Here is a 12,512-nt window from a genome sequence, read left to right as displayed (position 1 = left end):
AAACCTATATATTAATAATTAACTTAATACTCATAGATAGAATATAGATAGCTATTTAAAATTAGTTATTTCAATAAGATAATAAAGGTCTGAAATACTCCTACGATAAAACCTAAAACACCTCCTAAGTTAACTATTGCTTGTAATTCATTTTGAACAATTCCTTGTACTGCTATTTCTAAGTTTTTGGAAGATGTAGCCTTAATCCTATCAATAATTATTTGATCAATAGACATGATAGGAATAGTCTGAAGAACAATTGTCTCTAAATTCTTTTCGAGGTACTTCTCTAAAACCAGTGCCAACTCTTGACTTACAGTTTCAAGAGAAGTATTTAACATAGTTGAGTTTTGAATACGATTAATTATTAATATTGATAATTGCTCCCAATTAACTGTTGTACCAAAATCTTGTATGAATCTAGTACCACTTTTTTGAATATACTTTTGAATAGTTTCACGGTTAGTTTTTCTTAACTCTTTAATAGTTGAGACAGGAAGATTGCGTAGAGAAAAGTTTTTTAACCATTCTTTTAATTGATTTCGTATTTCCAAAGAAAGTAGTAGTTCTTCAAGACGTGCATTGGCTACTTCTTTCTCTTCTAAACAAAAATTTTTCAATTTTAGCAAAGTATCACTAACCCCAAAAAAATTAGCTATGAACCAATAAGAACCGCTAGTCTTTTCTTTGATACCTTCATCGATAGTCTGAATATTCTTTTCGGAGAGAAATTCAATTAATGTTTCTCGAAGAGTATTAGGAGAAGCTACTTTTTCTAGTAACCAATCAGCGAACTGATTAGCTTGATTATCAGAAAATTGAAAATCTAATATTATTTTGTCAAAAATTTGATTGATTTGATCTTCTAAGAGATCTTGACGTCGTGCTAAGAGTTCTAGTAAACGAGGTAATGATTCGTTAAATAAATTTCTTAAAATTTCTGATAGTATCTTGGCTGTTTTCTGCTGTTTATCTTCTTTTATTTGTTGGATAGCAAGATTTAGTAACCATAAAATTGCTATTTTAGCTCTCTCAGCCTTTAGTAAACGTCCCACCAGTTTTTGTAATTCTTCTGGAGTTAATAAAGATCCCATTATGGTATCTGAAACCTTTTTAGCTAATCTCTTTTGATTGCGAGGTATTAATCCAGGGGTAAATGGCAAGCGAAATTTACCGATATAGATTGCTTTGTAAGGCCTAAACAACATCTTAATTGCAATGTCATTAGTGAAATAACCAATAATTGTTCCTGCTAATGGTGGAACAATAACACTAGAGATAGTAAATAGATCAAGAGAAGAAGTATCAAATAAAATCATAAAAGAAATCCAACATATTAACCTTCATTCTAAAATTTAGAAGATATATAAAAAGCTTCTATAAGTACTTTTTAGTCCCTACTAAAACTCCCATCATACCTCCAGCAATAGAATAGTAAACCGAAGTATCAAATCCAGCTTCAAGAGCTAATTTAACTTGCCTTTTCCCTGATGGAAATTTTTCTAAGCTAGGCATAATATAACTATATTCTTTTTCTAGTTTGAAATGTTTTGCTACAGGAACAACAAAGCTATCAAGATACAATTTTTGAAATATTTGTTGCCAAGCATTAGATGGACGCTGAAAATCTAAAATAGCAACTTTAGAACAAGGTTTAAGAATACGGTGTAGTTCTCGTAAACAACGAGGAATGTCAATAATATTTCTTAGACCGTACCCCATGGTAACACAATCAAAAGTATTATCTTCAAATGGTAAATTTAAAGCATCTCCTAGCATCCATTCTACAGATAAGGATGGATAATATTTATGATTACGTTGAGAAGCGATTGTTAATAGTTCTTTAGAAAAATCAACTCCTATTACTTTTCCTGTTTTACCAATTTTTCGAGCCAATAACTTAGTCAAATCACCACTGCCGCAACAAACATCTAAACCTAAATTACCTAAACTTGGTTCACTCCATTTTACTGCCATTTGTTTCCATATCTTATGTTGACCCATACTTAACAAAGTATTAAGTTCATCGTAAACAGGGGCAATATTATTAAAAATATTTTGAACATCAGTAGCAGAATATGAGATGTTATCCATTGCTTAATCAATTAAAATTATTAACTAAAAAACTCGTAAACAATTAATTACTTTTTTTAAATTCTTATAAATTATTCTCTGCATATAGTAAATATCTATATCTGACTATGTTGTTGATATTTGATTTCATAAATTTTTTAGTGCTTACAAAAAGTGTAATGTTTTAGGAATATAAAGAGGGTATATATCTTAAGCTTATACTAGCTGGCCTTCTTCCTTAAATAAACTATGCGTTTGCTATGAAATGAATGTAGATAGGAACATAATTTATGTTCTCTAAAAATTACATTATTATTAATAATTTCACCTGATTATTATATTATATTTTTCGTATATATGGATAATATGGTGTGTTATGTACAGTTTGATGAAAATAATTGTTTTAAATCTTTTCATTGTAAAATGAAATTAGTAATCATTTACAACCAATAAATGATGGTACGATACCCAATCTTATATTTGTATATCAGAAAAATTATTTAAGAAAAAATATAACTATGCATCTTCTCCATACGATGTTACGAGTTAAGGATCTAGAAGAATCTTTAAGCTTTTACTGCGACATTCTAGAAATGAAATTAATTAAAAGAAAAGATTATCCGGAAGGAGAATTCACCCTTGCTTTTGTAGGGTATTCTCAAGAGTCTAACTCAACATTAATTGAATTAACACATAATTGGAAACCTACAAATTATAATTTAGGTAATGCATATGGACATATCGCAATTGGTGTTAATAATATCTATTCTACCTGTAACGCAATTAAGCAAAAAGGGTGGAATGTTACTAGAGAACCTGGACCCATGAAATATGGAAATACAGTCATTGCATTTATCGTAGATCCCAATGGTTATGCAATTGAGTTAATTCAGATAGAAAATTGAGTTTAAAAAGGGAAACTAGAATTATCAGATTTTTTTAAATTTTATAACTAAAGTTGTAGAGTCAATGTAATAGATTTCAAAATGACTCTACGAACCTAATCATATTAATTCTCTTCTGATTCAATACCAAATATTTGATTAAAAATCTTTTTAACCTTATAACCTGAGTCTATTGTTTCTAAGGGATCTTTTCGAAGTCTATGGCGAAGACAGAGTACGATTATTGAGCTGATATCTTCTATTGTGACATTTTTACGCTTTTCAAGTGCTGCCAATGCTTTTGAAGCACGATTAACAACTATATCTCCTCTTAATCCATCAACATCTAATTCGGAACAGACTTGAGAAATTTTTACTTGTAAGTCGCGATCGATTTCAACAAGTGGTAATAAATTTTGAGCTTTTACTAAAGTTTTTTGTAATTCTTCTTGTCTAACTTGATGAGCTTCACAAAATTTTTGAGGCTCACTATCAAATTGAGTCCTTTGTTCTACTATTTCTACTCGTAAAAAAGAGTCTTTAACTGTGCGAATTTCAGCATGCATCCCAAATCTGTCAAGTAACTGTGGTCTTAATTCGCCTTCTTCTGGATTTCCTGAACCTACTAATACAAAACGAGCTGGATGTCTAATAGAGATACCCTCTCTTTCTACTGTATTCCATCCACTAGCAGCTGAATCAAGTAATACATCAACCAAGTGATCATCAAGTAAATTAACTTCGTCTACATAAAGAATGCCACGATTAGCTTTAGCTAGTAATCCTGGCTCAAAAGCTTTTACTCCTTCTGATAAAGCCTTTTCAATATCTATAGTGCCACATACACGATCTTCTGTAGCACCGAGTGGTAAATCTACCATAGTAACTTTCTGAGAGATAGTTACTAGTGAACCATCTTTTTGGAGAGTTTGACGAGCATTATCACCCATAAGGTCAGGGTCAGTAGGATGAGAGTTAAACGGATCATTTTCTACGACTTCTATTTCAGGAAGTAAGTCTGCAAGGGCTCTGATAGTAGTAGATTTTCCAGTGCCACGATCACCCATGATCATAACACCCCCAATTTTTGGATCAATAATATTAAGCATCAAGGCTAGTTTCATTTCATCTTGCCCAATAATGGCTGTAAAGGGAAAAGCGGCGCGATGATTCTTTAAAGGTGATGGTAGAGGTAGGGTCATCTGGATTTGATTATAGTGATTGTAATTAAAAATAAATGATATTAACGACTATGTAGTTAATATCATTTATTTTGCCACAGGGTACTAGGTTAATGTATAGATTTTTGTTAAAAAGTGCTAAAGAAATATTTCATATCTAGTCTTAAAAAGAATCAATCGAATTAAGGGTACTGGAGGTGATAAGTACTTAAGCGAGGAACAGAGATAAGGCTAGAAGGTCTATCTAGCAAGAGATTCGGAAGAATTATATATATATATCTTAAAAAAAATAGAAAAGGGGGTTGACAATTCAAGACATATTGGTTATATTTGTAAATGCGCGGTTTGAAAGCGGAAACGCCGGACGCGCTCCGAACCAAGAAATTTTTATAGTTTAAAAGCTGAAAAAAAACAGCCCTTGTTATTAAAACAAATTATACCTTTCATAATATCTAGTTGTCTAGACATATGTAGGTAAAACTGATAACTACTTTTTCCAAATAAGGAAAAAGCAAAGAGTCAATTCAAACACTATGGAGAGTTTGATCCTGGCTCAGGATGAACGCTGGCGGTATGCCTAACACATGCAAGTCGAACGATGTCTTCGGACATAGTGGCGGACGGGTGAGTAACGCGTGAGAATCTGCCTCTAGGTTGGGGATAACGGTTGGAAACGACCGCTAATACCCAATGTGCCGCAAGGTGAAAAATTTATTGCCTGGAGAGGAGCTCGCGTCTGATTAGCTTGTTGGTGAGGTAAAGGCTCACCAAGGCATCGATCAGTAGCTGGTCTGAGAGGATGAGCAGCCACACTGGGACTGAGACACGGCCCAGACTCCTACGGGAGGCAGCAGTGGGGAATTTTCCGCAATGGGCGAAAGCCTGACGGAGCAATACCGCGTGAGGGAGGAATGCCTTTGGGTTGTAAACCTCTTTTCTCAGGGAAGAAGATCTGACGGTACCTGAGGAATAAGTATCGGCTAACTCCGTGCCAGCAGCCGCGGTAATACGGAGGATGCAAGCGTTATCCGGAATCATTGGGCGTAAAGCGTCCGCAGGTGGTTTCCAAAGTCTGCTGTTAAAGACTGGAGCTCAACTCCGGAACGGCGGTGGAAACTTGGAAACTAGAGTTCGGTAGGGGTAGCAGGAATTCCCAGTGTAGCGGTGAAATGCGTAGATATTGGGAAGAACATCGGTGGCGAAGGCGTGCTACTGGACCGCAACTGACACTCAGGGACGAAAGCTAGGGTAGCGAAAGGGATTAGATACCCCTGTAGTCCTAGCCGTAAACGATGGAAACTAGGTGTGGCTTGTATCGACCCGAGCCGTGCCGTAGCTAACGCGTTAAGTTTCCCGCCTGGGGAGTACGCACGCAAGTGTGAAACTCAAAGGAATTGACGGGGGCCCGCACAAGCGGTGGAGTATGTGGTTTAATTCGATGCAACGCGAAGAACCTTACCAGGGCTTGACATGTCGCGAATCTCGGTGAAAGCTGAGAGTGCCTTCGGGAGCGCGAACACAGGTGGTGCATGGCTGTCGTCAGCTCGTGTCGTGAGATGTTGGGTTAAGTCCCGCAACGAGCGCAACCCTCATTCTTAGTTGCCAGCATTAAGGTGGGCACTTTAGGAAGACTGCCGGTGACAAACCGGAGGAAGGTGAGGATGACGTCAAGTCAGCATGCCCCTTACGCCCTGGGCTACACACGTACTACAATGGTTGGGACAAAGGGCAGCGACTCCGCGAGGAATAGCGAATCTCATCAAACCCAGCCTCAGTTCAGATTGCAGGCTGCAACTCGCCTGCATGAAGGAGGAATCGCTAGTAATCGCAGGTCAGCATACTGCGGTGAATTCGTTCCCGGGCCTTGTACACACCGCCCGTCACACCATGGAAGCTGGTCACGCCCGAAGTAGTTACCCTAACCTTTCGAGGAGGGGGATTCCTAAGGCAGGGCTAGTGACTGGGGTGAAGTCGTAACAAGGTAGCCGTACCGGAAGGTGTGGCTGGATCACCTCCTTTTAGGGAGACCAATGAAAGATATGGAGTAAAATATAGCTCTACCTTTCATCAATCCTAAGGTCGTCAAGGGAAATGTAAACAGCTTTTAAACTATAAATGGGTTCCGGGAGAGGGCTATTAGCTCAGGTGGTTAGAGCGCACCCCTGATAAGGGTGAGGTCCCTGGTTCAAGTCCAGGATGGCCCATCTAACCCATATTCTTGAGACATAAATACTTCAGCACTAGGTCTATAAAAGACAGGATGCTGGATGGTTATTGTCCAGTAAGTACCTTGAAAACTGCAGATAAAACAAGTCAACATTAAAGCCTTAATTTTTTAATTAAAGACCAGAAAGGTCAAGTTATAAAGGGCTAACGGTGGATACCTAGGCACACAGAGGCGAAGAAGGACGTGGTTACCGACGATACACTCCGGGGAGTTGGAAGCAAGCATTGATCCGGAGATTTCCGAATGGGGCAACCCTAGATACGGTCACCTGAATATATAGGGTGATGCGAGCAAACCGGGCGAACTGAAACATCTTAGTAACCCGAGGAAGAGAAAGCAAAAGCGATTCCCCTAGTAGCGGCGAGCGAAAAGGGACCAGCCTAAACCATTGACTACGGTTAATGGGGTTGTGGGACAGTAACGTGGACTGTAATGGTTAGATGAAGCAGCTGAATACTGCACCATAGAAGGTGAAAGTCCTGTAATCGAAAACCTGACCAGCCTAACTGTATCCCGAGTAGCACGGAGCTCGTGGAATTCCGTGTGAATCAGCGAGGACCACCTCGTAAGGCTAAATACTCCTGTGTGACCGATAGCGAAACAGTACCGCGAGGGAAAGGTGAAAAGAACCCCGGGAGGGGAGTGAAATAGAACATGAAACCGTTAGCCTACAAGCAATGGGAGGACGATTGAACGTCTGACCGTGTGCCTGTTGAAGAATGAGCCGGCGACTTACAGGCTGTGGCAGGTTAAGTGGAATTACCACGAAGCCAAAGTGAAAGCGAGTCTGAATAGGACGATAGTCACAGTTTGTAGACCCGAACCCGGGTGATCTAACCATGGCCAGGATAAAGCTGGGGTAATACCTTGTGGAGGTCCGAACCGACTAATGTTGAAAAATTAGCGGATGAGTTGTGGTTAGGGGTGAAATGCCAATCGAACCCGGAGCTAGCTGGTTCTCCCCGAAATGTGTTTAGGCACAGCGGTTGTGTACCTTATAGAGGGGTAAAGCACTACTTCGCTGCGGGCTGCGAAAGCGGTACCAAAGTGACGTAAACTCAGAATACTCTATAAGCATCAGCCAGTCAGACGGTGGGGGATAAGCTTCATCGTCGAAAGGGAAACAGCCCAGACCACCAGCTAAGGTCCCAAAATGAATGCTAAGTGATAAAGGAGGTGGGGGTGCTTTGACAACCAGGAGGTTTGCTTAGAAGCAGCAATCCTTGAAAGAGTGCGTAATAGCTCACTGGTCAAGCGCTCCTGCGCCGAAAATGAACGGGGCTAAGCATTCTACCGAAGCTGTGGACTACTACGGTAGTGGTAGGGGAGCGTTCTATATAGGGTGAAGCACTAGCGGCAAGCAGGTGTGGACAGTATAGAAGTGAGAATGTCGGCTTGAGTAGCGAAAACATATGTGAGAATCATATGCCCCGAAATCCTAAGGTTTCCTCCGGAAGGCTCGTCCGCGGAGGGTTAGTCAGGGCCTAAGGCGAGGCTGAAAAGCGTAGTCGATGGACAACGGGTTAACATTCCCGTACTGATTAAAGATTGTGGCGGGGGACGGAGAAGGTTTAGTATTAGCCGGATGATGGTTACCGGTGTAAAGCCACGAGGTTATGAGGAACGGAGAAAACGTTCTGAGCTAAGTGCTGAGTCCAAGGAGCTACGGCTCTGGAGTAATACGAATCATACTTCCTAGAAAAGCCCGGACCACGTTAATTTTTAATCACCTGTACCCGAAACCGACACAGGTAGGAAGGTAGAGAATACTAAGGGGCGCGAGATAACTCTCTCTAAGGAACTCGGCAAAATGACCCCGTAACTTCGGGAGAAGGGGTGCCTGCTTAACGGCAGGTCGCAGTGAATAGGCCCAAGCGACTGTTTACCAAAAACACAGGTCTCCGCTAAGTCGCAAGACGCAGTATGGGGGCTGACGCCTGCCCAGTGCCGGAAGGTTAAGGAAGTTGGTTAGTTTCGACGAAGCTAGCGACCGAAGCCCCGGTGAACGGCGGCCGTAACTATAACGGTCCTAAGGTAGCGAAATTCCTTGTCGGGTAAGTTCCGACCCGCACGAAAGGCGTAACGATTTGGGCACTGTCTCGGAGAGAGGCTCGGCGAAATAGGATTGTCTGTGAAGATACGGACTACCTGCACTTGGACAGAAAGACCCTATGAAGCTTTACTATAGCTTGGAATTGTGTTCGGGCTTCCCTTGCGCAGTATAGGTGGGAAGCGTAGAGATTTTCCTTGTGGGGAAAATGGAGCTAACAGTGAGATACCACTCTAGGGAGGCTAGAATTCTAACTTCGACCCGTTATCCGGGGGAAGGACAGTTTCAGGTGGGTAGTTTGACTGGGGCGGTCGCCTCCTAAAAAGTAACGGAGGCGCGCAAAGGTTCCCTCAGGCTGGTTGGAAATCAGCCGAAGAGTGCAAAAGCATAAGGGAGCTTGACTGCGAGACCTACAAGTCAAGCAGGGTGGAAACACGGCTTTAGTGATCCGACGGCACCGCGTGGAAGGGCCGTCGCTCAACGGATAAAAGTTACTCTAGGGATAACAGGCTGATCTCCCCCAAGAGTTCACATCGACGGGGAGGTTTGGCACCTCGATGTCGGCTCATCGCAACCTGGGGCTGTAGTAGGTCCCAAGGGTTGGGCTGTTCGCCCATTAAAGCGGTACGTGAGCTGGGTTCAGAACGTCGTGAGACAGTTCGGTCCATATCCGGTGTAGGCGCAAGAGCATTGAGAGGAGCCTTCCTTAGTACGAGAGGACCGGGAAGGACGCACCGCTGGTGTACCTGTTATCGTGCCAACGGTAAACGCAGGGTAGCCAAGTGCGGAGTGGATAACCGCTGAAAGCATCTAAGTGGGAAGCCCACCTCAAGATGAGTGCTCTCACAGGGTTAACCTGGTAAGGTCACGGGAAGACTACCCGTTAATAGGCACTAGGTGGAAGTCCAGCAATGGATGGAGCCAAGGTGTACTAACAGACCGAGGGCTTGACCTTTTCAATGTTGATTTGTTAACTGCAGTCTTGAGGGTATATGTTAAATACTTTCTGGTGTCTTTAGCGCCATGGACCCACTCCGATCCCATCCCGAACTCGGTAGTTAAACATGGCAGCGGCGACGATACTTTTGGGGTAGCCCACTGGAACAATAGTTCGATGCCAGAATCAATATTTCAACTAAAAGCCCCCCTTTTTATTATTAAAAAGGGGGGCTTTTAGCGTGTATAGTATGTGTATGAAAAAGTAAAATAATTTTATTAGACCACTCTTAAATCACAAAATACCTACGGTAACCAGGGATATTGACTAAAGTTCGGAAATAAAATTTCCATAACTTAATTCATTAATTCTATTCCACTGAGAAATTTCTTCCCTAAATTTATTCCATGATCTGTATACTTCTCTAAACATTTTATTTTTACTTGCATTCTCTTCATATAATTCAAACGATTCTTTTCTAGCCGCTTGCATAATTTCTTTAGAATAAGGAACTAAAATAGTTCCTTCTCTTAATAGAGACTGTAGTGCAATCCGATTTTGGGCATCGTATCTACTTAACATATTAGAATTTGCCTCTATTGTTGCAGCTTTCAAAATATATTGATATTCCTTTGGCAATTTTCTCCAAGCATCTTTATTAATTTGCAAATCTAAAGTTGCCCCTAACTCCCACCAACCAGGATAGTAGTAATAAGAAGCTGCTTTGTTTAAACCCAGTTTTTGATCATCATAAGGACCAATCCATTCTGCAGCATCTATAGCTCCAGTATCTAACGCAAGGAAAATTTCACCTCCAGGTAAAACTTGCACATTAACACCCAAACGAGACATAACCTGACCTCCTAGTCCAGGAATTCTCATTTTTAGACCTTTTAAATCATTTACAGATTTTACCTCTTGCTTGTACCATCCACCCATTTGTGCCCCTGTATTCCCAGCAGGGAAATTAATGATGTTAAAGTCTGAATAGACTCTATTCATAGCCTCCAAGCCACCTCCATGATAAAGCCAAGCATTTTGTTGCTGTGCATTAAAACCAAAAGGCATAGATGTTCCAAAACCTAAAGTAGAGTTCTTCCCTATGTAGTAATAACTTGAAGAATGACCACATTCTACCGTACCTTGTTGAACAGCATCTAAAACTTCCAATCCTGGCACAATTTCTCCACTAGCATATGGTGTGATGACAAATTTTCCCCCACTCATGCCATTAACACGGTCACAGATAGTTTGTGCTCCACCAAAAATTGTATCTAATGATCTGGGCCAACTAGTCTGCATTTTCCAATGCACAAAAGGCAATGAAATATCATAATTGCTTCTTTGAATAGAATTACTCGTACAAGATCCTAAAGCAGTTGCAACAGTTGTACCTAATGCAGTATTACTAATAAAATGGCGACGTTTCATGACTTTGATAAGATCACTAATTTATATAAAGATAACAGATATTTTATATTTACAACGTTTAGTACAAATAAATAATATATCTATACTTGTATCTGAACAAAATTACAATATTGAAATAGCAATAAACTATAAATATAGTTGTATAAACGTATTAAATGGAAAAGCATTCTGAAACCATCAGTATTTATCAAGATATATTTAAAATGTTCACACAATCATATAATTTTATTTAACGCTTTTAATTTTTGACCAAAGCTCGATATAATCCTTTTGATCCTGTTTTGATAGAGGTTTTATAAAGTCACATTTATCAAAGGTTTTAGTTTGAAGATATAATAAAGGATTGCTAACAATTTCAGGGGAAAGTTGTTCAGTATCAAGATTATTGATCATAGGAGAAGAAGCATTTGTAAATAATGAAATTAGATCTGCCATTTCAGGTTGCCAACAAAAATCGATCCATTTTTGAGCCGTATCTGATAATTCTGATATATTATTTTTTTTAGGCACAACCCAAACATCTGACCATAAAGAAGTTCCAGATGCTGGAACTATAGCTTTAATATTGCGATTTCTAGCAAGTATTGGAATAATATCGTTTGACCAACCAACACTTGCCCAAGCTTCTCCCATCAACAAAGGCTGTAAGTAGTATTGAGAGTTATAATACTTGATTTGTTTATCTAAAGCCCTCAATTCTGATTTAAGTTGAGGAATACCCCTTATATTTTTAGTGTTATAAGATTTACCCAATTTTTTAAGGGTAAAACCAATTACTTCTCGAGGCTGATCAATTAAAGAAATGCGATTTTGTAACTTTGGATTCCATAGATCGTCCCAATCTTTAATATCCCAGTTTAATTTATCAATTCGATAAGCTATTAAAGTTGTTCCCCATCGATAAGGTGCTCCCCAAATAAACCCATCTCTATTCAAATTTCCACTTTGATCTCTTATTACTAAATTTTGCCAATAGGATGGTAATTTATGCCAATTGTGCCAATTATCTATAGCTATAGGTTGAATTAAATCTTTTTGAATAGCTTGAGTTAACCAAGAATCCCCTAATGTTAGCAAATCGCTTATATAAGGTTTTTGTGAACCTAAAATAGAAACTTTAGGCCAGCTATTATTAATATGTTTTTTTTGTTTACTTTGCCAATATTCTAATAAACTAAATAATTCTATTAACTGTCCTCTAGACTGAAAATCAAAAGAAGTATTAGAAGCGAAATATTGGTTAAATAGCTTTAATGACTGAGGAGGAACTGAACCTTTTAATAGAGAAATCGTTAAATCAGCATCTGATTTATTACACCCTGATACCAGTTGTCCTATAGCTAAAAGTTCAATTATCTTGAGGAAAGAACGACGAGTGGGCATAAAAGTTTTTTATTCAGAAAAAAAACTACATTCTTAATTTGATCAAAAGTCTAAAATTATTGAGCGTGAATAATTCTAGGTTTTATCTATCAAATAATGTGTAGTAGTAGAGGTTACTATAGATAAAATATTATCAAAAATTTCGACTTAAAAGTTGTATTAATCTTATTAAATTTTTCTAACCACAATTATAGTGAATAATTAAAGCTTTACTAAATAGGGTTTAATTTTCATTTAATATTCTCTCACATGACTAAAAGCCTTAGACATGATTTACTTATAAAGTATTAAACAATTAAATCGAACGCCTAATAAAAAAAGAATTAAAAGGCTTTCTCTTACATAT

General features: G+C 39.1%; 7 protein-coding genes, 1 tRNA gene and 3 rRNA genes. 5 read left to right on the top strand and 6 right to left on the bottom strand.

The features are described 5' to 3' along the window. Positions 1–65 precede the first annotated feature (65 nt). A complete protein-coding gene (locus LPC16_RS01600; protein WP_040054432.1) occupies positions 66–1,319 on the bottom strand; it encodes a DUF445 domain-containing protein in 1,254 nt (417 codons plus the stop codon). A gap of 58 nt (positions 1,320–1,377) precedes the next feature. Further along, positions 1,378–2,094 carry a bifunctional demethylmenaquinone methyltransferase/2-methoxy-6-polyprenyl-1,4-benzoquinol methylase UbiE gene (gene ubiE / locus LPC16_RS01595; RefSeq protein ID WP_229637495.1) on the bottom strand — a complete coding sequence of 239 codons (717 nt, stop codon included), beginning with the start codon at positions 2,092–2,094 and terminating at the stop codon, positions 1,378–1,380. Between the two features lie 497 nt (positions 2,095–2,591). Here ubiE and gloA point away from each other — a divergent pair, with 497 nt between their 5' ends. After that, a complete protein-coding gene (gloA, locus tag LPC16_RS01590) occupies positions 2,592–2,978 on the top strand; it encodes a lactoylglutathione lyase (RefSeq protein WP_229637494.1) in 387 nt (128 codons plus the stop codon). A gap of 104 nt (positions 2,979–3,082) precedes the next feature. On the opposite strand, the gene bchI is transcribed toward gloA, so the two are convergent. Beyond that, the gene (gene bchI, locus LPC16_RS01585; RefSeq protein ID WP_229637493.1) at positions 3,083–4,159 is read right to left on the bottom strand and encodes a magnesium chelatase ATPase subunit I; all 1,077 of its coding nucleotides are present in this window, start codon (positions 4,157–4,159) and stop codon (positions 3,083–3,085) included. A gap of 509 nt (positions 4,160–4,668) precedes the next feature. On the opposite strand from bchI, the gene LPC16_RS01580 reads away from it, so the two are divergent. Beyond that, positions 4,669–6,157: ribosomal RNA gene (locus LPC16_RS01580) — 16S ribosomal RNA — on the top strand. A gap of 111 nt (positions 6,158–6,268) precedes the next feature. After that, positions 6,269–6,342: transfer RNA gene (locus LPC16_RS01575), tRNA-Ile, on the top strand. On the opposite strand, the gene LPC16_RS06175 is transcribed toward LPC16_RS01575, so the two are convergent. Beyond that, positions 6,324–6,458: a hypothetical protein gene (locus LPC16_RS06175; RefSeq protein ID WP_261345097.1), complete on the bottom strand. Its 135-nt coding sequence runs from the start codon at positions 6,456–6,458 to the stop codon at positions 6,324–6,326. The two genes, LPC16_RS01575 and LPC16_RS06175, sit on opposite strands and share 19 nt — an antisense overlap. A gap of 33 nt (positions 6,459–6,491) precedes the next feature. On the opposite strand from LPC16_RS06175, the gene LPC16_RS01570 reads away from it, so the two are divergent. Both LPC16_RS01570 and rrf read left to right on the top strand, forming a co-directional pair. Continuing rightward, a 23S ribosomal RNA gene (locus LPC16_RS01570) occupies positions 6,492–9,370 on the top strand. A 50-nt stretch (positions 9,371–9,420) separates the two neighbouring features. Beyond that, positions 9,421–9,538, top strand: a 5S ribosomal RNA gene (gene rrf, locus LPC16_RS01565). Together the 16S, 23S and 5S rRNA genes with 1 tRNA gene alongside form the textbook arrangement of a ribosomal RNA operon. 141 nt (positions 9,539–9,679) lie before the next feature. On the opposite strand, the gene LPC16_RS01560 is transcribed toward rrf, so the two are convergent. Beyond that, positions 9,680–10,783: a TRAP transporter substrate-binding protein gene (locus LPC16_RS01560; RefSeq protein ID WP_229637492.1), complete on the bottom strand. Its 1,104-nt coding sequence runs from the start codon at positions 10,781–10,783 to the stop codon at positions 9,680–9,682. 225 nt (positions 10,784–11,008) lie between these two features. Beyond that, positions 11,009–12,166 (bottom strand): extracellular solute-binding protein, encoded by a 1,158-nt coding sequence (locus LPC16_RS01555; protein WP_229637491.1) that lies wholly within the window; start codon positions 12,164–12,166, stop codon positions 11,009–11,011. Positions 12,167–12,512: the final 346 nt, after the last annotated feature.

This window comes from cyanobacterium endosymbiont of Braarudosphaera bigelowii (genome assembly GCF_020885515.1).
Taxonomy (GTDB): domain Bacteria; phylum Cyanobacteriota; class Cyanobacteriia; order Cyanobacteriales; family Microcystaceae; genus Atelocyanobacterium; species Atelocyanobacterium thalassa_A.
The sequence above is the reverse complement of the archived record's forward strand: the minus strand, read 5'-3'. Positions and strand labels throughout refer to the sequence as shown.

Excerpts from the sequence above, each read along its gene's own strand:
- LPC16_RS01600 (WP_040054432.1), bottom strand. The coding sequence starts at position 1,319 with ATGATTTTATTTGATACTTCTTCTCTTGATCTATTTACTATCTCTAGT.
- ubiE (WP_229637495.1), bottom strand. The coding sequence starts at position 2,094 with ATGGATAACATCTCATATTCTGCTACTGATGTTCAAAATATTTTTAAT.
- gloA (WP_229637494.1), top strand. The coding sequence starts at position 2,592 with ATGCATCTTCTCCATACGATGTTACGAGTTAAGGATCTAGAAGAATCT.
- bchI (WP_229637493.1), bottom strand. The coding sequence starts at position 4,159 with ATGACCCTACCTCTACCATCACCTTTAAAGAATCATCGCGCCGCTTTT.
- LPC16_RS06175 (WP_261345097.1), bottom strand. The coding sequence starts at position 6,458 with ATGTTGACTTGTTTTATCTGCAGTTTTCAAGGTACTTACTGGACAATA.
- LPC16_RS01560 (WP_229637492.1), bottom strand. The coding sequence starts at position 10,783 with ATGAAACGTCGCCATTTTATTAGTAATACTGCATTAGGTACAACTGTT.
- LPC16_RS01555 (WP_229637491.1), bottom strand. The coding sequence starts at position 12,166 with ATGCCCACTCGTCGTTCTTTCCTCAAGATAATTGAACTTTTAGCTATA.